Here is a 21,908-nt window from a genome sequence, read left to right on the forward strand (position 1 = left end):
GAGGAGTATTCCGTGTTACCAATCGAAATTACCCCTACTGCCGCATATTCACGTGGCAGATACTCCGGGCCTTCTGAACTCGGTTCCCTGTACCTAGATTACGGTCTCATAGAGCAAGGCTGTACCAACGATCCGCCACTGATCTAATGCCTTTCAGAGGAATCTCCGAATAATGCGCATAAAGATGTTACCCGTCCTTCGAAGAATACGGACGCCGTTGTATCCACGGTTCTCGTAGTTGCGCCCGGTAGGGTGGCCGTGGGCCCGATCATGACAGGACTGACAAACAGTCGCAAGATTCTCAAGGTGATTCCCACCACCACGATTTAGAGGGATCTGGTGGTGTGCATGAAGAACAGCGCCACCATCGCCGGCGTGCGGGCCACTACGAACCCCGCAGTGCTGGCACGTGTAGTTGTCCCGTTCATACACAGCCTTTCGGCGGAAATCCCAGTCAGGCGGATACTTACCCTCGTAGGTGTCCGGGTCATCCCATCGAGCGCTCACTCCAGAGCCACGACCGAACATTACTCAGAACGCGTCTCCGCTTTTGCCGTGCCTGGCTGTACAGACTCGGCTTTCAGCTCCACGAGATGGTCTACGGCTGCGAGATACGGTTTGAGTTGTGAATAGTGGATTTCATCTGGCCCTCGGAGTAACTTCATGACGTTCAACGATACGCCGCGATCAATTATAAATCAGCTATCGGAATCAGTGTCTCAGAAGCTTAACACGGAATTTTCCCACACATCACCCCTACATCCAAATCGGACACACCCACTATCGATGCGAAAGTCCACTCGGGGAGGATGGGAGAATCGACTGGTGGGGAATTAGACCCTGTACGACTTCCTGAAAATCCGTTATCGGATATCCTACGCTACACCAGTATTGTTCCTACTTGTAGCGTAGGTGGATGCTGTCCGACGCTACAGAGCCTTCACCGAACGGTTCTGAAGCAAATCATGAGCTCAGCCATCCGTGTTATACGGATAATCCATATAGTCCGAAGCGAATTTGCGAGGCTACTGATATCCTCGACTCTGATCGCCGAAGTTCGGAAGAGAAGGTGTCTGCGATTGGCTCGACTCGGACTGCTCAGCGAGTCTATCCCCCGAAGGAAAGTCTTCGCGAGTTATCGTCTCGGCATCCCGGGTAGCCGCGTTTCGTCGTGCCTCGAGTACGAGTTCTTCGAGTTCAGCTCCGGTGAGCCCTCTTGTTTGAGCCCCAAGAGCAGCGAGTTCCTCTCCGGAGAGCGACGAGGGTACTCCAGCAAGATGGATCTCCAAGATAGCATGTCTGGTCTCTTCATCAGGCAGGTCGATTTCGAAGTGAGTGGCGAGACGACCGGGACGGAGGATGGCGGGATCGATATCTCCCGGTCGGTTCGTCGCCGACACGACGATTGCCTCTCGGCCCTCACGACTCAGCTGTGCAAGGAATTCGGAGGTCACCTTCCTGTCCTCGACGTGGGAACTAAGGTCAGAGACGTCCCGTGCGCCGAACAGGTGCTCAGCCTCGTCGAGAAAGATAACACATCGCCCGATCGAATCCGCCTCATCGAACAGCGCTTTGATCTGCTCACTGCTCGCGTTGATCCAGCGGCTCGTGACATCACCAGGCGAGAGCTCGAGGAAAGGAGCACTCAACTCCCCAGCGAGTGCCCGAGCAAACATCGTCTTTCCTGTGCCGGGAGGACCGTAGAACATGATGCCTCGAGCAGGTTCGATCCCGAACCGAGAGAAGCGGTCGTCGTCAGCTCCGGCCGACCGGATCGGTTCGATCACCTTGGAATCTAACTCGCTCTTGATTTCGTAGTAGCCACCGATATCCGCGAATTCGGTGTTCGAGTACTGCCAATCGTAGGAATACTGATCGAGAGCGGCAGAAGAAAGCCGGTGATCCGACGCTCCGACAGGTGATGCAGACCGGTTGTGAGATGTAGATTCGGCAGGGTGATGAATTTCTGGAGTTCCTGTTTTGAAGGAGGGCGTAGTGGACTGAGCCGACGAGTCCGAGGCGGTAAGTCCAGCGGGGACGGGGTCGGGGTCTTCGGTGTCGGTTTCTGCAAAAGCGAAGAGTGCAGACACAAGATACGCGCCGACGAACTGGCAGCCAACCGTTGCAGCAACGAAGAAGGGTCCAACGAAAGCGGGGATCTCCTCAGGACTGGAACTAACGAGTCCCATCGATACGAGGGTGCCAAGAGCGACTACGATAGTAGACACGCTCTTGCGAAGTAGATTGTTGATAGCGGGAGCTGCGGCTGGAAGTCGAAGAGGGCAAGGGCACCGCGCCAGCGGTGCCCGATATGTTCCCAATACGCCGGTTCGTGTCTGAATCGGCTGCCGCGAACCTGCTCCAACAGGTTCGCTGGCGTGATGGCGTCGAGTGCCCCCGCTGCCGTTCTGACCTGACGGTCAGAAACGGCAGCTATCGGGAGTACCAGCGGTATCTGTGTAAGAATTGCGGTCGGACGTTCAACGACAAGACCGGCACGATCTTCGCTCACTCGAAGCTCTCGCTGAAAGAGTGGTACTTCACGATCTACGTCTTCTTACGGTTCAACACGAGCATTCGCCAGATCGAGGCAGAGCTCGATCTTTCGTACAGAACGGTGAGACGGCGCGTCGAGCGCTTCGCCAGATCGCTCGACGCGCCTTCGATGACGCTGTCCGGGCCGGTCGAAATCGACGAAGTGTACGTGTCTGCGGGGCTGAAAGGCCGCGAGCGCGACCAGGAGTCGCGCTCGCGTGGCCTGTCCACGCGTGGGCGAGGCTCGTACGACGGCGACAAACCGCCGGTGTTCACGCTGGTCGATCGCGGCTCGGACGAGCGGTACGTCGTGCCAGCGAAATCCGCCGAAGAATCGACCGTGCGACTCCTGCTCGGCAACCGCACACAGGAGTCGCTGACCGTCTACACCGACGGATTTCGGGCGTACGACCCGCTAGAGGACGATGACGCATTCACCCGCGAATACGTCGTCCACGGCGACGGTGAATACGCTGATGGCGACGTACACGTCAACGGTTGCGAGAGCCACGCGTCGCTGACGCGACGGTGGCTCTCGCCCCACCGAGGCGTCTCGAAAGACAAGCTAACGCCGTATCTCAGAGCATTCCAGCTCCGGTGCGAACTCTACAGAAAACCAGGTGACGAAGCGCTCAAACATGCGCTCGACGCTGCCCTCTGAAAATCAACAACGTGCTTCACAAGAGCGTAAATATAAATTGAAGGCTGTGAGCTGGCAGGCCCGCATATCCAAGTCGACGCCGTAGAGATTGTGTTGGAGAATCTTCCGCGGGATCTCCTCCTCGGGGAAGTCCGTCTCGGCACGCCAGATGCGCTCCAATACGTCGAACGCATACAGCAGGAAGTGCCCGCTCCCACAGGCAGGGTCGATGACGCGAAGCTCCTCCGGGTGGTCGAAGTCGGTCGGCTCGCCCTCATCTTCGGAGGGGACGAGATAGGTACAGAAATCAGCGATGTCGGGTGACTCGTCGGGAGAGAGCGGTCGATTCTTGCGTTCGTCTGGTGAGAATGCTTCCTGCGCTTCGACGACGTCCTGTAACTCGCCGGTGTGTTCGAGGTAGAGCTTCCCGAGGGAGTTGTCGGTGAGCATCCGGACGACCCAGTGAGGGGTATAGAACTGATTCGCCGGAGGAACGTCCTCTGGTTCGAGGCCTTCACGGTTGCCTTTGCGGCGCAGATCGTCGAGCAGCTTGACGTTGTAGTACTCGTAGACCCATCCGAGCACGTCGTCGGCCCGCCAGACCTCGTCGGGAACCTCGTCGAGCATTCCGCAGAGTTCCTCGAAGGTGTCGTCGTCCGGATCGACGAGGCTGTATGCAGAGGAGCGATCGAATAGGATCTCGATCTCCTCGGCAAGTGAGTCACATGCCCGATGGTACGCCTCGAGGATAGCTTCGTCTTCCAGGAGGAACTCCTCGTGGACGAGTGTCTCCGCGGCAGGCGTCAGGCCGTTCTCCTTGAAGACGGTGACCTCCTCGTCGATGAAGTCACGAACCTCCATACAGCGGAGGGCGGCTAGCCGATTGACGATCGTATACCCGACGCTCGTGACGTACTTCTCGAAGCCGTCGTCCCAGGAGTGGCCGTCCACGGCTTCCAGTTCGATAGCCTCGACCAGTGAAGTCGTGTCCTCGTCCAGTGTATCAGTGTCTTCTGGCTTGCTGTCGAGGTCCTGCTGAGTGAGCTGGAACCGTACGTTGTCTTCGACGCGATCTCGCATCTCGGCGACGACGTCTTCGAGATGCTCGCGTTCGCCCTTGTCCAGTTGCGCCTTCCGCTGAGAGAGAGACTCGCTTTCCATTCGAAGATGACCTGTATGGTATTCTCAACTGACCACCACCAACTTCAATGTTGCCGAGGGCGCCCGGGTACTGGCTTCCCACTCACCACGTCAGTGAGAGCTCTTCGACGGTGATGTTCTGTAGACCGAACGCTGCCGGCGATAGTTCCCCGAAACCCCCATCGTCGGTCAAGATATGCGGCCGTTCGTATCGGTACTCGTACGCCAGCGAAAAGATAGGCACGTCTTTCGCCTGGATGTCCAGCAGGTGTCCCAGTAGCTGATTGTGGGGTTTCTGTCGAACGTCTCGTAACTGGAGGTCCTCGAGTTCGTCTCCGTCGAAGGTCGTGATCACGTCGTCACAGCTACCGAATAGCTTGAACAGGAGTGTGAGTGCCTCGTCGATTTCCTCACTCTCTACTCGCTCTGACCGATGGAGTCCCTGCTGGATTTCTTCCACCATGTACGCCGAAACCACGGTCTGATGACGACTGTCGTAGAATTCTTCAGTGAAGTAGAGACGTTCGCCGAGCGTATCGGAGTAGATCTCCACGGGGAGTTCCGCTGCTGTCGCTATGTATATCCAGACATTGCTGTCCAAAATCAGCATTCAGGAACTCAGTCGTCGGCCAGCACCGATTCTCGCTGGCTGACTGATTCTGCGATGAGGTTCTCTCGATCCCAGTCGAGATCTCGATTGAGTTCCTCGAGTGCTGCCTCTATATCTGCAGGTGATTCATGACAGTCTTCCGCACGCGCCCACAGTTCCGCTGTTTTCTCACTCATGAATCTCACCTGCCGTTAGTAGACTCTAAAAGGAGCGGGACTTATAATTCTAGCGGCGAGCGTTCGCTAACGTTCTCCAGCAAGAAGGGTGTCATAGAACAGTTCACGCGCCTAGTTTTCATAATCCCTGTTCACTCAATACAGCCGATAGATTCTATTGCCCAGATACTCTTTCCCCGAAGTATGGTATCCTCTGATTCCGACGCCGATGAGGTTATTGCAGGTCTGGAACAGGACATCGGTGAACACGTGCGGGCCACTGCGAAATCCGGGGAGAATCGCATCGAGGTTACGGGTGAGACCCGTGGAACGGATATCTATCCCAATGCCGTTCTCGAGTACTTCTCGATCTTGGGATGGGCTCCTGACCGTATCCGGTACAATATGGATAACGAGCCCGTCGTTGATTTTGTCCGAGAAGATGAGTACGACCTCTTAATCAGCCGCGGAAGACAGAAGTTCGATTCAATCGAGTTTGAAGAACAATTTCGTTGAAACCGCACACCGGTTGAGCAGGTGATTCACTCCTCAATTCTGAGGATCAATCGTCTTGTGAACTGTTCTATGACTTCCTCTACGACAGCGAGTCAACGTGTTCTACTCGATCTGGGTTTCGTACTCGTCCCACAGGGTGTCGATGTCCGTACCAGTCTCCTCAGCGATGTGCCGGAGCAACTGTGCCTTGTTCTCGAATCGCCGGAGCTGGCCCTTTGCGCTCATACTACCACGGTGGTATCCTATGCTAATAAATTCCGAGACACCCCTCGTCCAGGAAATTTAGAGGTAGGCGTTGAGTTTCAATAATGCGGAGTCGGGAAGAAGGCCCGTCTGCTCTTTTGCGAACTCGAAGACTTCGTCGGGGCTGATCTCGAACATATTACCGTGTTGCCCAACATCGATCGGTTCCTCGGCGAAGAAGAATACGTCTCCATATTCTGCCTTCTCTACGTACTCTTCCTCAGAAACAGACGCGTTTCCGCTTTTCACCTGTACGAACGCACGTTCAACCTCATCATCACGAATCCGACGTAGTTCGCACTCAATGTCTGCTTCAGAACTGCTGGTCGTCGACTTGATGATCGACCAATCTCCCTTACCCGCTTGGAGCTTCAGAAGGACGATGTCCTCGATCTCAGCGGGATCGAGAATACCAAGGAACTGCGAAGCCGTCACATCTGCCCGCAATTGGTCTGACACAGCCGCGGAAAGCCCCTCAGTAGCATCGTCAAATTCACTCACCGCGAAGATTTGTTCTGTAATCAATTTCTGACTATCCTCGATGTGCATCTGGCTTAGCGTGTTCCCCTGGCCAGCGAACCGGCGCTTTACGAAACCTGGGACCATCGGGTACGGGACGACCTCCCAATCTGCCTCACGGAAATTCCGAATGTCGTTGCTCTCGAATTCGTCCTGTTTCTCGGCACTCAGATCAAGGTCAGTTTCCCAGTCTCCGGTTACCTTACAGAGAGCGAATTCGCTTCCCTCGTTCACCCAAAGAAAATCCCCTTTCTCGATGTCTTCGATCATGTATCGCAAGGAGGACTTGAGGTCGCCATTGAGTTTCACTCGAGAGGGGGCGTAATCGTCGCTCTTCCGTTCACGAAACCTTTGTTCGATTTCGTTGTGCCGGTCGACTGCAGACTCAGTGTCCGGCATCTCATCTACCTTCTCAATTTCACCATCTTCGAGCAACACCGCCGGATTGTAGCCCCATCCAACTCCAACAATGCCCTCGCCCTTACAGAATTCGTACGGATTCGCAGTCTCAATTGCCCCGCCAGGCTGTATTTTTAAACGGTATACCGAAAAGTCAGTCTCGGAACTCACGATGGCCGATTAAGAGGTTCCAATAATAAGTGTATCTCTCGGCTACAAATTGAGACCTCGCTGTGCGATGTACGGTTTCATCACTCCGGCCCACTCACTCCTCTAATTCGGTGGTATACGTCGGGTTCTCCTGGAGTGTCGTTAGCGACACGTAGCGGTGGCCCTGAACGAATGCGACCGTCCGATTGGAATCGCTCGCAGTCTTGTCGTTCCGAATTGCCTGTTCCAGCTCAACGTCTTCCTCCAGGAATAGGACTTTCTCCGTCTCTCGGTACCGATCGGAGCCATTCTCCCGCATCAGTTCCACGGCCCTTAGCAGTTCGCTCTCCTGATGCTGGGAGAGGTCGGGATGACCACGTACCGTCTCCTCGTCGAGGGTGACGCTCTCGATAGACCCGGTGACCTTCGGAACGGTTGTTTTGATCTCCCCATCCTTGTAGAACGCGAGGTGCGAAACCGGTTTGAAAGAGCGATTCGGCTGGCAGAAGTAGAGACCATACTTGTGATACTCCGGCCACGCCTTGCGGGCAGCGACGACCAGCACTCGATCTTCTTGCCCGCTTACGAGTGATTCGTCGTAGATAAATCGGACGAGCTCACGGAGCAGGAAGGCTTCGCGTTCGGTCGGAACGTACATACTCGCTTCGGCACTCCCAACATCCCGCTCTAGAACCGATTCAATACTCCCGACGAGGGTATCGAAACTCGCCCAGACGATCCGTTCGTCGTCGATTGCCTGTACTTCGGGGGGAACCCGGGTATCTGGCGTGAGGACTATCAACCGCTGGAGATCAGATGGGTCCTCATCCAGTGCCTGCAAGTGATTGTCCAACTGCTCTCTACGGACAGCGTCACGACTGGTCTTCGTCTCGAACCACAACGCCGTGGAAGCCCGGATCGCCGCATCCGGAACTGAATCCGTCCCTGTAACCTGATTATCGAAGCCGACCAGAGAAAGGTCAGACTCGTCGGTAATCGCTTCCAGAATATCCTCGGCTAACCGACTATTCACGTGCTCGAGAACCGCTAATAGTGTCGAAGTTACTCGATTCTCGCCCTGGGTGTACGTGGAGAAGAGAGGATTTGGCATACCAGCCGCGTACACTTGGGTATCACAAAGAAGTTGGTGAGGTCGTCTCAATGCTCACTAGAGCGGATGATTCTTTGTAGCAAGGAGACACAGCGATAGTATGTCCAAACCAGATATCGTCGCTCTCGACGATGCTTCCACGTACGCTTATTCCTCCCATATCAGCATCGAGGGAACAGAAATCCAGATCGGAGATTTACTTCTGGTATTCGATCACGATGACGAGCAGTCGGTGAACTTCTTCGAGCGTGTCTACGGGTTCAATTGGCCTGGGGCTATCACACATCAGATCAATGGCCCTGTTCCTGCCGACATACACGAGTTCGAGGACCTTGCGGACGACCTTGCAAACAGGAGGATTGCGGTCGCGCCTGAGATCGAACAGGCTAGCTTTTTCGTCGACGACGACATGGTCCGAACCCTTTCCCTGTACGAATACTCGCACCGAGATGGACAGCAGCCGATCTTGATAGACGAAATCCGAGACCCGCTGAGTCGGACACCTTCTGATCAGACTGTCACTCTCTGTACCGATGGCAGCGGTGTAATCGGGGAGCTATTCGAGGCGAATCCTCCTTCATCAAAGGGCGAAGCTGAGGAGATTCGTGCATTTTTGCACTCTGGGGGCTACGATTCGTATGATCTCCCTGAGAGCGAGCAGTTCCAGAAATAGCCATTCGCCGAATTAAATCCCGAACTCCCCTCAAAGAGACCAGTATCACCAATTACGCAATGTGTTGCCCCTGAGGCGGTAGTCTTCACTCAACTTTGTCGATCAGCACGATCTCGTCGTCATCCAGACCATCTAACTCCTCTTGCATCGTCCGCATCCGCTCCAAGATCGTCTTCGCTTCTGAGAGGAGTTCTTCTGACCGTTCTTCGGTTGGCTGTTCGTCAGTGTCCACGACCGTAGTCACCTCATCGGTGATTTTCGCGTTCGGCAGTTCCTGGCGGAGGTCCTCTGCGATACGCTGCAATTCCGCCCAGACATCGTCGTCGGCATCCGGTGGTTTCGGATCGTCTGCTTCATCGATGAGCTGCTGCACCCGCTGAAGTGACGGCGGTCGCGATGAATCGAGGACGGTGTCTACTGCCGCGGTCGTGGGTGAGTCTGGATGGTCCGTACGAAGGGTTTCCCTGGCTGCCTCCAACTGATTCCACGGACTCGGATCCCCATCGAGGATCTCGCGGATCTTCTCGTAGGCTTTCGCTTGCTGGCGCACACTAGAGGCAACGAGTGCTTCTTCCTCGATCTGGTCACCGGTCCAAGCTGTTTCGAACACTGGTTCGAGGTGGTCGAACGAAATACCACTGAACGTATCCGTAGCATGCTCGAGTAGCGTTTTGACCGTTGATTCATTCTCTCGCACCCACGCGGAGAGGTCTGCACAGATCTCTGCCGGATCCGCTACGTCGATTGTTCCGCCTGTGATTCGCCGGTACTGTTCGGAGAGAACGTCGATACGATGACCGGTCGCATCAGCGATCCGGGTTGCCAGTGTCTCCTTCGTGGGCACAGAACCGCCTTCGGCTGTAGTCTGCATTCGCGACGTAATCGTCGCACTTGGGTACAGTGATTCTACTAACTCTAACGTCTCAGAAAACTGCGTCCAGAGAGATTTCTCGTCGTCTTCGACCGCGAAGAGCTCGCGCGCATCTGCGAACGTCTCTGCATCCGATTTAACGCCATCTTCGACGAGATCCGATGTGGAGATTTCGCCACCACTGTACGCTGGCGATAGTGCAGATTCGAGCGATTCCAGAGAGACATCGAACTCCCGAGACACTCCTTTGAATGTTCGCTTGACGAGGACGCTCTGCTCATCCACCCAGGTCGCGAGCTCGGTGACCCACTCGTCGGGGTCGTCGCCGTCTGGTTCGTGACCCAGAACAGTCGACACGACTGTACGGATCTCTTTGGGATTGATCGTATCAACGCCGAATCTGACCTGCAACGAAGTGAGTCCACTCTTCGTACGCACCTGCCGACCGATTTCTGCTGGCTCCGTCACGTAGTCGGTGTCTTGCTTCAGAGCGACCTTCTCGTTCGACGTCGCGAGCGTGATGAGGAGTGCTGCGATCGACTCTTGCGGCGTCCCCCGATAGTCTCCGTTGGAGGTACGGGTTTGCTGGAGCAACGTCTCCACGTCGACTGCGCTCTGTGATTCGTACTCGTCGATGAACTCTCGACACCAGCCACTGTCTCCGATCCGACGATTAGACCTGTCTACTCCTAACATGACCGCATCGCTGTCGGCGAGGGGCCATTCGCCGCTACCGCGGAAGAACTTCGCTAACCCCTTCGCATCGTCGACTTCGACGAGAGGGCGCGATAGTACCTTCCGAGTAGAGCCGAAGACAGACTGAACCTGGTCCTCGACGACTTCTTCGAGTACACCCGGACGTTCACCGCGATACTCGTGAACAGTGTGGATAGACGCACTTTCGAGGAGATCGCTCACGGACGACTCCAACCGCCGTTTGTCGGTCCGATGTTCCCGTTCGAGCTCCTCGTGTGTCTCAGTCTCCGCTTCGAGGACTTCTCCCATCCCGAGGACGTTTCGAATCCTATCGAGTGTGGTCTCGGGCACGTCGATCGCGATGAGAATGTGCTCGCCTCCTGCTCGGCCGTCGTTTACGTCCTTCCACGTTTCGACCTGATCAGTGACCGTATCCGGATCATCAGCTAAGATGCGGATTCGAACGGCATCGAATTCTGTGGTGGGTGCTCGACCGACGGGGTCGAGAATGGAGTACTCGTACCGAAGCGGAACGAGGCGTTCGTCGCCGACATCGGCCTCGTGAACGCTACTATCGCTCCGGAAGAAGTCGTCGTTTTCCCGGAGCCGCGTTTCTAGCCACGCAGACAACTGGTGAGGTGAGATCTGCTCAGCTTTGGTCTGTGCTCGACTGAGAATACTCTCCTGCTCCTCAGAAACCAGTGTATATACTTCGTCACCTTTGTCGTTGGTTTCGGTGAGCACTTTTCGCTTGTCCACGAGTGTATTCAGCGCTGATTCGGTGTTGTCCACCGTCTCATCAACTGAAGAGTGGACGTCGGCGAGCATCAACCGGCCCAGATTCTCTGGTGTAGCTGGGACTGCTGGTGTCTGATTAAGCAGGTACAGTGCTTTCGATACCCGGACCTCCCAGGCGCTCTCATCGCCGTCGAAGGTCGGAATCAACGTATTATCGAGCATCTCCTGCACCCACAGCGGGACGTACGTGGTTTCCTCTACCAGTAGATCGAACAGCTCGTCCCACGTTACCAGTGCCCCCTCCTCGGCCGTCGCCCACCCGAATTTCGTGAACAGCGAGCGAACCAACACAAGCAGCGCTCGGCCTTGGATGTAGTCTCGGTCGGTTGCTCGTCCCTGTGTGATCAGTTCCTGCATCACCTTTCGAAGTAGAGTGAGGTCGTATTCGCGGAAGGGGTACGACTCGACGGGGTCGGGATCGGCACTTTCGACTGCCGAATACGTCTCTAAAGAGAGATCGGGCATCGATGAGACGAGCGAGGATACCCGATCACTGCTGGATCCGTCTTTCTGCAACCACCGTTTCCGGACGATAATCTCCGTGTCAGCGCCTTCGAGAGGTACCTGCTGATGGGTCCAGTGGTCGTCCGCTGGCTCCCCGATGAGACTTTCGCGTGTCGCCGGGAGCGAATACTGCCCGGTCGTGACGACGACCGGATTCGGGCCATACTGGAGTGCTTCCATCGTCTCCTCGAACTCTCGGTATCGGTGACGACTATCACCGACGAAGAGTGCAACCTCGTCGAGCCCCAATAGTAACTCCGTCTGTGGTCCGCTTTCGTTCAACGCGTCGGTGACGGCCTCGACTCGGTCGACCAGCTCCCCGGGGTCGAACGATTCCGGGTCGACCTCCTCCTCTGCACGCTCAATGGACGCTTTGACGCCGGATTTTCTGTCGAGATCGGTTCCACTCGTCTCCGGCAATGACGGTAGCGTCTCGTAGAGCCAGCGTCGCAGCGACGCTCGTTCTTCGAGGACGTCCTCGAAGGTCTGTCCGTTTTGCTCGGCGGCAATGAGTGCATCCCAGACACCATCGTATTCCATATCAACGGTCCAGGCCCACTCGAGCAGCCAGTTGGGGTCCGTCGGGTATCCGAGTTCACGACCAATCGCCTCGAAGATGAGAAACGGGAGAGGCGGTTCCTTGGAGGCGTCCCGATCGAGAAGGTTCAGGAAAACCGGCTTGAGACGGTCGACGTGCGACTCGTCGATCGACCGGGCTAGGTTGTCGAACCCAGGCCACTGTTGGGCTAGTTCGTCTCCAAGGTGCGCGAATTCGGACTCGCTGTCGGCTACGAGGCCGATGAGTTTCAGCAAGTGTGTCTTCCCCGAACCGAAGGTCGCGTGGAGATAGAGGAAACGTGCAGCCTCCCCCGGATGTGTCTGTATGACTTCTCCGAGTTCCGTAAGAACGCGTTTTGCGCTCTCGGTCTCGTGGAACTCTGCAACGTCGGTTTCAGCCCGCTCTCTGGCGTTTACTTTCTGGACTTCTTCGAGTTGTCGCGTGGGGTCACTACGGAATAGCTCTTTGATAGTCATTATTGGAGATGCACCTCCCGAATCTGCCCGTCGATCTGATGTGCCGGGTAGTAGTGTCGTGAATCGCCGCCGAAGAAACTCAATTTCCCGCCGACGACGTCGCCGGGGAAGGGAATGCCGATAGTGGACCTGACGTTACGACGGTCGAGTTCATCGAGAAGTTCAGATGCACGGGTGAATGGATAGAGGCTGCCGAGATTGAGGAGCAATACCACGTGCTGTTGACTCTGCAGGCGGTCGTCATCGATTTCGTTCGCAATCATCTCCTCGACGAGCTCTTCCGCTAGACGATCTTGCAGCGTCTCTTCGATACGCTCGGCAGTCGTCTCGCCGCCCAGTGCTACCGATAGGTTGTACACCTTGGTCTTCGGAAGAAGCTCGTCGAGCCAGATTGGTTGTACTGAGATCTCGGTTTCGACGGCTGGTGCTTCGTCAGCATCCACTGCCCATGCACTGAGCCGCTCTGCAACCCGATGCTCGACCGCTGGTTCGACCGCTGCGATGACGAACGGATTTCTGATTCCTGCTTGCCCGTCGGCAAACGTGCACAGTTTCTCTTTGAATGCGAGATACGGCGAGTCTGTCATCGAACGATCACCCCCGAATCCACCTTTTCGATGTCCAGCTCTCGGTTCTCCACGAGCTGTTCGAGACGCTGATTGATAGCCTGCCTGTCGTCCGGAAGGGCTCCGATCCGGTCCACTTCGTCAGGTTCCTGATCCCCGACGATTGTCGAGAGGCGTTCGAGTCTAGACTCCAGTACAGCGATATCGTCCTCGATAGCCTCTTCACGAGACTCAACGGTTGAGACGTCATCAGCCGCCGAAACGAGCGTGTCTTCGTCGTCAGCACCGAGTGCGGAGACTGTTTCCTCGATGGTATGGTACCACCGGCGAAGCTCTCGGAGTGGCGTAATGTATGTCCGCTCAAACGCAGGCTGTACACTTGTCGGAAGTTCCGTCGCGTCAACGATCCAGGGGTGGTCTTCGAGACGCTTGACGAACGCAGCGAGGCCTTGGCCGTCGACATACTCGTCCCACGATCGCTGAAGCTCGTCGCTGAGTCCCGTGGCCGTCTCGCCGACGAGCACTTTCCACCCTTCGGTCGTCCACCAACTCCCTTCGAACGTCGCGAGCGCATCACGTTGTTCCTCTACCAACGACTGAGCATTCTCGTCAATCCATTCGAACTCACTATCGCCCAGGAGGAGCTGGACATCGAAGCGGTAGAGTGATACCAGCCGACGATTCCAAACGTCCACAACTTCATCGAGCCATTCCTGTTCGTCATTGGTCTGTTCAATCGCATCCCCGATCCCGTCGCCCTGTGACCTGACGACAGCAAGACGATCCGAAGCGGCGTCAATCCGTTCAGATAGCTCGTCAGCGAGAGACGCCAGAAGGCTTCTGACGGCTTTTGACCGGATGTCGGTGTCGGCAACGAGCTGGATGTCCTCTCGAAGACCAGTGAGCGCCGAGTGGAGCTGCTGATTTGATTCCTGAAGGTTGATCAGTCCGTCAGCGACTGTCTCTGTGGTTTCTTTGAAGCCACCCTTTTCGAGGAGCTTCCCGATCGGTTCGCGTGGGAGGAGTTTCAGCCTCGTCGTCGAAAGCCGGTTCTGATCCAGCACCACCGAATTTTCGAGGGTATTCCCGTCTTCGTCGATGGGAACAAGCCGTCCTTCCCGACAGAAGCCCCAGATAATGGCGCACAGTGCCGGATGAGCGTCGTCGTAGAACGGCTTTTTGTCTGCAATTCCATCGAGGACCGTATTCATGTTCAAGCCGTCTTCTTTGTCCTTTAGCTGTCGACCCGTGAGCGCCATCACGTTGCTCTGTATCGTTTTCTTCCCCTGGCTTGCCGTTGGGTCAGAAGACGGTACTTGAATTGTATGTGCCCAGGCTGGCAGCGGATCTTCGGTGGAAAGTTCTGTGAGCTCCTGAAGACGATCTTCGTCCACTTGGAGCATCATGGGGTGGAAGTCATCCGGATACCCCACGTCAATCGCAGTCTGCACTGCCTCCGAGAGACTTCCGATATCCGTTCGATCCTTTACGGTGTAGGAACCGCTTTGCATGGCGCTAACGAGCTTACTCTTGACAGCACTGGCTCGCCGTTCGAGATCACGTTCTACCGCTGAGGGAGCGTTGTGTGTCGAAATCGCGTCTCGAAGTGCCCACCACTCGACGAGATGCTTACGAAGGTCTTCGAGGCCGTCGGTATCGATTTCCCAGTAGAGGGTCTCCCCATCACCATTGTGAGACGAATAGTCGGGATGAACACCCTGCACTGCGATGGAAACCTCTAACCCTCCTTCAGCCTCTGTAGTCGTCTCAAAGTCTTCCCCGTCGACACGATACTTGTATGCAACGGGGTATTCGTCACCGGAGTCGCTGTATGGAACGGACTCCGGGAGAGCAAGATCCTGAATGATACGCTCCCAGAGATGCTCATCTAACGCACGGAGGATGGCATCCCAATCTGGATTCTCCTCGTTTGCTTCCGTGTCATCGTAGATGAGGCGCTCCTCCTGTGTGGCGAACCGGTATCTTGCGCCAGATTCGTCCTCAGTGGGTCGAATGAACTTCTGTAGTCGACCGAGCGATTCTTCGACCCGATTTTGCGTGCTGATCCACGACCGCCCGTTGAGATCGGACATGACCGAGACAGCGATGTTCCCTTCATTCAGAGGTACAATGTCGTGGACGTGCTGTAGCAACAGAACCGCCTTCGCTACAGCAAGGTCGAACTCTTCGAGATTGCCGTCTTCAACCTCGTCTGCGATCCCACGGGTCGTGTCCGATCCCTCGATGACTCGCATGTCCTGAGTGAGAATCTCGCGAAGCTCTGGTTTGACCAACTCGTAGAAATCGACCAAGGTAATGACGTGGTCGGGTTTCCCATTCTCAATCCAGCGCTGGAGGAGGTTGTGCATGAGCGCGAGGATTGCGCGAGCAGTTCCTGAGAAGATCGACTTTGCGGGATCGGTGGCTTCTCGCCTGAGATTAAACAGTATCTCGAGAAAGAGCGGTGCGTGATAGGGGAGGAAGGGATAGAACTCAACGAGTGCATCTTCGTCGATGCTGTCGAGTGGTGGCTTTGTGTTCTGTTTAATTTCGTTGTATACCAGTGATTCTGTGGGCTTTACAGAGGCAGTTTCGAGCACCTCATCGACTCGGGATTCGCCCTGGTCGGACTTCTCGAAGAGACGCCGCTTAGCGATATCACCGACATGCTTACTGGGAAGTTGATAACGGTGTGGGAATCGATCCTTGACGATGCTAAAGTCTGCACCGTGTGCGGCGAACTTCGGCTGCACGTCTTCGATTTTCGCCTGAGCAGTCGCGACTAACTGAATATCACCATCACCGATATCGTCGATATTTTCTGCGAGCGTCTGAAGTTCGGTCAAACGCTCGAAGTCAGTCCCGATGAAGAGACTCACTTCGTCGAGGAGCAAGACCAGCTTTACCGGTTTCTCGAGTTCTTCCTCCCGCTCTGTGCGCAATTGGTCTAACCGAGTCACCACCTCTTCTGGGTCGATGTCAGAGGGTTGAAGATCGGTATACCCGTCCCGGGTTTCGTTGACTTCCTCGAAGAGCTTCGGGAGAACCACATCTGCCAGAGCGTTGTATCTCTGGATGTCTTCCCAGAGATTCTCCGTATCCAAGTCGTACCCACTATGTCCGGCCGCGACTGTTTCAAGCGCATCCTGGGCCCGAGTCTGTCGTTCAGGCCATGCGTCGGTCGTCCGGAACCACTTCTCGAAATACGCTACGTCGAGTTGGGAGGAGAGCCCCTTCGAGATGTCGTCGTCGACTCCGGTCAGATCGGGATCCTGATGGGCATGCCTGAGAACGATCTCACTGAAGCTCCGCTGCTTCTGCCCCTGATACTTGAGAAGATTGATCGAACGCTCTTGTGAAGCACGTTGTTGATTTTCAGAGGGCAGCGTCGAGCGCATGTTTGAGCGCTTCGTCACCTGGTTTTCTGTAGAGTTCGCACCGGAGCTGGAATGCTCTGAGATACGGCGTTAGCTTGTCTTTCGAGACGCCTCGGTGGGGCGAGAGCCACCGTCGCGTCAGCGACGCGTGGCTCTCGCAACCGTTGACGTGTACGTCGCCATCAGCGTATTCACCGTCGCCGTGGACGACGTATTCGCGGGTGAATGCGTCATCGTCCTCTAGCGGGTCGTACGCCCGAAATCCGTCGGTGTAGACGGTCAGCGACTCCTGTGTGCGGTTGCCGAGCAGGAGTCGCACGGTCGATTCTTCGGCGGATTTCGCTGGCACGACGTACCGCTCGTCCGAGCCGCGATCGACCAGCGTGAACACCGGCGGTTTGTCGCCGTCGTACGAGCCTCGCCCACGCGTGGACAGGCCACGCGAGCGCGACTCCTGGTCGCGCTCGCGGCCTTTCAGCCCCGCAGACACGTACACTTCGTCGATTTCGACCGGCCCGGACAGCGTCATCGAAGGCGCGTCGAGCGATCTGGCGAAGCGCTCGACGCGCCGTCTCACCGTTCTGTACGAAAGATCGAGCTCTGCCTCGATCTGGCGAATGCTCGTGTTGAACCGTAAGAAGACGTAGATCGTGAAGTACCACTCTTTCAGCGAGAGCTTCGAGTGAGCGAAGATCGTGCCGGTCTTGTCGTTGAACGTCCGACCGCAATTCTTACACAGATACCGCTGGTACTCCCGATAGCTGCCGTTTCTGACCGTCAGGTCAGAACGGCAGCGGGGGCACTCGACGCCATCACGCCAGCGAACCTGTTGGAGCAGGTTCGCGGCAGCCGATTCAGACACGAACCGGCGTATTGGGAACATATCGGGCACCGCTGGCGCGGTGCCCTTGCCCTCTTCGACTTCCAGCCGCAGCTCCCGCTATCAACAATCTACTTCGCAAGAGCGTACGAACTAAGGACCAGGAAATTGACTCCGAAGATATTCGAGCCCTTGGCCGACACTTCTGCGATGCCTTGGAACACGTTGAGCGTTCTCTAAACAGTCGTGACGCGGTACTCAACAAGGATCCGTATCCGATGGGACGATTGGCCGTCGATGCCTACTCACCACCATCACTCGCAGCAGCTTGTCACCGGTATCTTTGGATAGAACATACAGCCCAACGAAAGGAAGAGTATGACCACTATCGAAAGCTTCCGACTCAGCGGATGTTGTCCGGAAAATCGATCCCCGTTTCGATCAACAAAGTCGAGGAGAAGAACAGTCGCACGCTTCACGTCGAAGGAGTAGTTCGATTTGATCTGCCGTTTCTCAGGAACGAAGAAGAAATCCGACGCGCGTGTCGTCAAAAGGGGAGTGAGGGGTCTTCGAGCGGGTCTTGGATGGTGGCGAATCCCTACGACTTCGGTCGATTGGATACCGAGACGACACAGCCATATGAAATTGAATCGGGCGTTCAGGTAACGCTGGAAACCTTAGATCTGGATAGTAGAGCCATCTCCTTCGATGCACACAACTTCTACGGCGAGGGCGACGATTTCGGCCGGACACACGATAAATGGACTACTGAAGAAAAATACGACACGTCAGACAGTAATCAGACCTACTTCGCTAATGGTGAACAGGTCATTCTTGACCCGCAAACGGACGATATCACAGCTGGACGAGCCAAAGCTGCATTAGATCATGCGGACACAAACGAACTTCATGAGGTACTAGAAGCTGTTCGGTTTGGAAACGAGCTTTCGTCCAAAGCCAGCGGTATCAGCGATAATGGGTTGGATACGTTCGCGGACTGGCTCTCTGAGTCGTTTGGTCCTGACTCACTCCCGAGTGATGAGCAGCGAGCATTCATTACGGAGGGCACTGCACAAATCGTCGGTCTCCAGGGGCCTCCTGGAACGGGAAAGACTGCCGGTGCGTTCGCACCGGGATTGTGCGCGCGAATGTATGCCGCAGCTGCCAATAACGCTCACTTCGCTGGGCTCGTGACCGCCCCATCGAATACCGCGATAGACGAGCTCCTCGAGGATGTCGCGGAGACGATGACCGACGCGGAACAGGCGACTGGGAAGGATACCTCGCAACTCAAAGCGTCGCTCGAGAATGCTCATCTCGTCCGCATCGCCAACGATGAGCCAGAAAATACGCCAGAAAACGTCACTTACATCGACTACAACGATTCGGATGATGCAGAGAAATTGGAACAACTTCGAGAGTGGGTGACCTCCGGCGGCAGTGCTTCAAGCGAAACAGGCTCGGGTGGACAGTCAAGGCTGAGTAACTTCGGTGCTGTCGCAAACGACGATAGTGACGCCGACGAGTCCGTACAAACGCTCGTATTCGCTACACCAGGGCGTGCATGGCGTCTAGTGAGCAAGTTATGTCCTGACTCTGAAGACGAGGAAACTGCTGATCAAGAGTACTGGGATGTGCTTGCCGCCGACGAAGCCTTGATGCTCACGCTCCCTAATTTCCTTCTAGTAGGGAGCGCACTCGCGCCGGGAGGGCAAGTATTGGTCGGGGGCGACCACCGGCAACTCCCGCCTGTACAGAAGCACGACTGGGATGATGAGTCCCGAAGGGACATCCGTGCGACCGTTCCCTACCTGTCCGCTCTCGATTATCTTCGACTTCTGCGCGGAGAAAACGATGTCTTGGATGAGGAGCGACAGGGCGAGTGGGAGCACGAACATCGGGCGTCCACGGAGGCCACCGGCATTCCATTCTTCCGATTGTCCAGAACCTACCGATTTGGGTCAACAACGGCGGACCTGGCTCGACAGACCGTGTACAAAGCGGACGGCATTGACTACGAATCGGGACGTGAATCGGCACCCGTGGAAGTCTCTGATGATGACTTACCGATACCAGTGGACGCTATCTTGGGAGATGCATCTGTGACACTAGTTACATACCACAGTGATGAGCATTACCAGCAGTGGAATCCAATCGAAGCAGCACTAGCGACGAGAGTCCTCGAGGGGCGCAACAACACCACGTCTGCAGGAGTCGTTACACCACACAATGCACAACGGAGTAGAGTGACAGCCCTACTCGAAGATGCGAAACTCACCAACGAGGACAAGAGTGAGATCGCGGTAGAGACAGTAAATCGCTTCCAGGGAGGGGAACAGGATCTGATGGTCGTGAGTGCGACCGTTTCTGACCCACAATATATCTCTAAAGAGAGCGACTTCTTGCTAAGTCAGAACCGGGTCAACGTATCACTTACCCGTCATCGCGATAAGCTAGTAATCATCGCCCCGGAAACACTCTTGGGCTATATTCCAGCAGATCCGGACCTCTACGACGAGACGCTCATCTGGAAAGAGATCGGGATAGGTAGTGGTGAAGCACCAACAAAACGTAGTAAAAATCCGATATGGGATGGGACACTCAGTGAAATCCTCAGTACAGAGCTACCGACGTCTATCAATGGAGATCCGAAAATCTGCGTCTACAAGTATGAAAACACTCCATAGGGACGAGGATCCAAATTCAACATAATTCTCTCCCAGTCAGGTGAACCCGGATTTCCAGTCAGTTTAATCCCGAACCCGGAGAGAACAACACGCAGAAAGGCGGAGCGGCTTGCGGGCTACTTAGGGATAAGCGTTCTATTGGGATGTCACTGACGTCTCTCTGTAGACCAGAGATGCCGTAGGATTACGTCGACTGAATCTACAGAGACAGGGCCTTGTTTAGACGCCGAATTGCAGGCCGTTGAGAGCCTGTGTCTCGATCGGAGATGAACAGACGCCGGTAGTTCGGCTCATCCATTTGCGTCCCCGTACCGAATTGCCCGGCTACTGCAATCAATCCAGGCTGATCAGACTGACCTCGGCTCAGAAACTGCCGATACTCGTCAACGATTCCGACTCGTGGATTCGGGAAGAACCGCCCTCAACCGCTCTTACGAGCGTCTAAACACGGCCCCTCGATACAAGTATTTTGTCGTGAAATATCTGCCCTTCACAGATTTGAGAGTGCTCGATCGAGATCGGAGATCAAATCGTCGACGTGCTCAACACCCACGGGAATTCGGACCAGGGAATCCGGAATTCCAGCGGCTTTACGCTCTTTATCGGAAAGATACGATGCGGACATGGTTGCCGGATGGTCTACGAGTGATTCCGTGCCGCCCAGACTAACTGCCAGTGTGAAAACGTCGAGTTCTTCGAGGATCGCCCGCGTCTCGGCTCCCGTTGCATCTAATTCAAACGAGACGATCCCCCCAAATCCATCCATCTGATCCTGTGCAAGCTTCTGTTGTGAATGATTTGGTAGCCCAGAGGGTGTCATAGAAAGCCTCACACACGAGGACGCAGGGTGTTGGAACTGTGTCTACGAGCGCCAGCACCCTGCAAGAAGAGGGTTCTATCGACGAGTTCTTCAATGTCGTGGCTACCGAGACGCTCGCGTTGTTCGAGCATCTTGAGTTCGACTTTTTCAGCGAGTTCGACGTGTTCGCCCCCGCTCGCCGGGGGCGAACACGAGACCACCACCCACCAGAACTCTTCCGAGCGTTCCTCCACTGCTACTACAAGGACATCTACGGCATTCGCCCGGTCACACGAGAACTCCAGAACACGGTCGTCTGGCTCAGCTGTGGCTTCGATCGACCGCCCTCAAGAGACGCGGTCGATCGCTTCCTCACCGACCTCGAACACGTCGTCGACGAAGTCTTCGACCACCTCGTCGAGCAGGCCGCCGCCCGCGGCCTGCTCGACATGACCTACCGAATCGATTCGACGGACGTGCGAGCGATGCCATCCGACCCAGATGCGTCGAAGAACTACGACCCAACCGCTGAGGAGTACTATTACGGCTACGGCTGTACGATCGTCTCAACCGGCGCAAAGATCCCGATTGCAGCCGAGTTCACCGAGAGCAAACAAGCCGCAGAAGAGACGGCGATGCGCGTCACCCGTGACGCGCTCGCCGTCGCCCAGCCGATCTGGATGCTCGGTGACAGCGCCTACGACACGCTCGACTGGCACGACCTCCTGCTGACCGCAGGAGTCGTGCCAATCGCCCCGTACAACCCGCGAAACACCGACGATCCGCTCAATATCAAGTACAGAGTCGAAGACCGCATCGAGAAACACAGTGACGAGATTCAGCTCAAACAGTCGATCCTAGACGAGACGTACAACCGCCGGAGTCAGGTCGAGCGAACGAACGATGCGGTCAAGGACTGCGGCCTCGGGACGCTACGCGCCCGAGGCCGCGTCCACGCCCGAGCGCAGGTGTTCCTTGCGCTCTGCGTTCGACTCGTCGTCGCCGTCACCAACTACGAACGAGGTGACAATCCGGGAAGCACCGTCATCACGGTATGAGATGGA

At 55.8% G+C, this 21,908-nt stretch carries 17 protein-coding genes and 1 pseudogene; 5 read left to right on the forward strand and 13 right to left on the reverse strand.

The features are described from left to right. Window positions 1–153: 153 nt before the first annotated feature. Window positions 154–528: an HNH endonuclease gene (locus PSC72_RS25585; protein ID WP_382261444.1), complete on the reverse strand. Its 375-nt coding sequence runs from the start codon at window positions 526–528 to the stop codon at window positions 154–156. A 497-nt stretch (window positions 529–1,025) separates the two neighbouring features. After that, window positions 1,026–2,189 carry an ATP-binding protein gene (locus PSC72_RS07915; protein WP_274325344.1) on the reverse strand — a complete coding sequence of 388 codons (1,164 nt, stop codon included), beginning with the start codon at window positions 2,187–2,189 and terminating at the stop codon, window positions 1,026–1,028. 122 nt (window positions 2,190–2,311) lie between these two features. Here PSC72_RS07915 and PSC72_RS07920 point away from each other — a divergent pair, with 122 nt between their 5' ends. Further along, entirely contained in the window at window positions 2,312–3,196 is an 885-nt protein-coding gene (locus PSC72_RS07920) for an IS1595 family transposase (RefSeq protein ID WP_274322818.1), read from the forward strand. A 24-nt stretch (window positions 3,197–3,220) separates the two neighbouring features. Here the strand turns inward: PSC72_RS07920 and PSC72_RS07925 are convergent. From PSC72_RS07925 to PSC72_RS07935, 3 genes and pseudogenes are all read right to left on the reverse strand, one after another. Beyond that, window positions 3,221–4,336: pseudogene (locus tag PSC72_RS07925) on the reverse strand (N-6 DNA methylase); the annotation flags it as partial. A gap of 82 nt (window positions 4,337–4,418) precedes the next feature. Then, complete coding sequence (locus PSC72_RS07930) at window positions 4,419–4,925, reverse strand: hypothetical protein (protein ID WP_274325345.1); 507 nt, start codon at window positions 4,923–4,925, stop codon at window positions 4,419–4,421. An 8-nt stretch (window positions 4,926–4,933) separates the two neighbouring features. Continuing rightward, a complete protein-coding gene (locus PSC72_RS07935) occupies window positions 4,934–5,101 on the reverse strand; it encodes a hypothetical protein (RefSeq protein ID WP_161625241.1) in 168 nt (55 codons plus the stop codon). Between the two features lie 183 nt (window positions 5,102–5,284). On the opposite strand from PSC72_RS07935, the gene PSC72_RS07940 reads away from it, so the two are divergent. After that, window positions 5,285–5,596: a hypothetical protein gene (locus PSC72_RS07940; RefSeq protein ID WP_274325346.1), complete on the forward strand. Its 312-nt coding sequence runs from the start codon at window positions 5,285–5,287 to the stop codon at window positions 5,594–5,596. Between the two features lie 102 nt (window positions 5,597–5,698). Here PSC72_RS07940 and PSC72_RS07945 read toward each other — a convergent pair whose 3' ends face one another. The 3 genes from PSC72_RS07945 to PSC72_RS07955 form a co-directional block, all read right to left on the reverse strand. After that, on the reverse strand, window positions 5,699–5,821 hold the full coding sequence (locus PSC72_RS07945; protein ID WP_274325347.1) for a hypothetical protein: 123 nt from the start codon (window positions 5,819–5,821) through the stop codon (window positions 5,699–5,701). A gap of 57 nt (window positions 5,822–5,878) precedes the next feature. Then, on the reverse strand, window positions 5,879–6,928 hold the full coding sequence (locus tag PSC72_RS07950; RefSeq protein WP_274325348.1) for a hypothetical protein: 1,050 nt from the start codon (window positions 6,926–6,928) through the stop codon (window positions 5,879–5,881). A 94-nt stretch (window positions 6,929–7,022) separates the two neighbouring features. Further along, complete coding sequence (locus PSC72_RS07955; RefSeq protein ID WP_274325349.1) at window positions 7,023–8,018, reverse strand: hypothetical protein; 996 nt, start codon at window positions 8,016–8,018, stop codon at window positions 7,023–7,025. Window positions 8,019–8,118: 100 nt separating this feature from the next. Between PSC72_RS07955 and PSC72_RS07960 the strand changes: the two genes are divergently transcribed. After that, on the forward strand, window positions 8,119–8,691 hold the full coding sequence (locus PSC72_RS07960; protein ID WP_274325350.1) for a hypothetical protein: 573 nt from the start codon (window positions 8,119–8,121) through the stop codon (window positions 8,689–8,691). A gap of 85 nt (window positions 8,692–8,776) precedes the next feature. On the opposite strand, the gene PSC72_RS07965 is transcribed toward PSC72_RS07960, so the two are convergent. From PSC72_RS07965 to PSC72_RS07980, 4 genes are read right to left on the reverse strand one after another with little or no spacing between them, the layout of a single operon-like run. After that, window positions 8,777–12,595 (reverse strand): hypothetical protein, encoded by a 3,819-nt coding sequence (locus tag PSC72_RS07965; RefSeq protein ID WP_274325351.1) that lies wholly within the window; start codon window positions 12,593–12,595, stop codon window positions 8,777–8,779. Then, window positions 12,595–13,182, reverse strand: a complete 588-nt coding sequence (locus tag PSC72_RS07970; protein ID WP_274325352.1) for a BREX protein BrxB domain-containing protein — start codon at window positions 13,180–13,182, stop codon at window positions 12,595–12,597. The genes PSC72_RS07965 and PSC72_RS07970 overlap by 1 nt, the downstream gene beginning before the upstream one ends. Next, window positions 13,179–16,559, reverse strand: a complete 3,381-nt coding sequence (locus PSC72_RS07975; protein WP_274325353.1) for a hypothetical protein — start codon at window positions 16,557–16,559, stop codon at window positions 13,179–13,181. Before PSC72_RS07975 ends, PSC72_RS07970 begins: the two co-directional genes overlap by 4 nt. Beyond that, window positions 16,537–17,421 (reverse strand): IS1595 family transposase, encoded by an 885-nt coding sequence (locus tag PSC72_RS07980; RefSeq protein WP_274322818.1) that lies wholly within the window; start codon window positions 17,419–17,421, stop codon window positions 16,537–16,539. Before PSC72_RS07980 ends, PSC72_RS07975 begins: the two co-directional genes overlap by 23 nt. Before the next feature lie 152 nt (window positions 17,422–17,573). On the opposite strand from PSC72_RS07980, the gene PSC72_RS07985 reads away from it, so the two are divergent. Then, entirely contained in the window at window positions 17,574–20,045 is a 2,472-nt protein-coding gene (locus PSC72_RS07985; protein ID WP_274325354.1) for an AAA domain-containing protein, read from the forward strand. A gap of 490 nt (window positions 20,046–20,535) precedes the next feature. Here the strand turns inward: PSC72_RS07985 and PSC72_RS07990 are convergent, their stop codons facing one another. Then, on the reverse strand, window positions 20,536–20,811 hold the full coding sequence (locus tag PSC72_RS07990) for a PLP-dependent transferase (protein ID WP_274325355.1): 276 nt from the start codon (window positions 20,809–20,811) through the stop codon (window positions 20,536–20,538). A gap of 92 nt (window positions 20,812–20,903) precedes the next feature. Between PSC72_RS07990 and PSC72_RS07995 the strand changes: the two genes are divergently transcribed. Continuing rightward, complete coding sequence (locus PSC72_RS07995; protein WP_274321708.1) at window positions 20,904–21,902, forward strand: transposase; 999 nt, start codon at window positions 20,904–20,906, stop codon at window positions 21,900–21,902. Window positions 21,903–21,908 lie beyond the last annotated feature (6 nt).

The sequence above is a fragment of the Halosimplex aquaticum genome (assembly GCF_028747785.1).
GTDB classification, from domain to species: Archaea; Halobacteriota; Halobacteria; order Halobacteriales; family Haloarculaceae; genus Halosimplex; species Halosimplex aquaticum.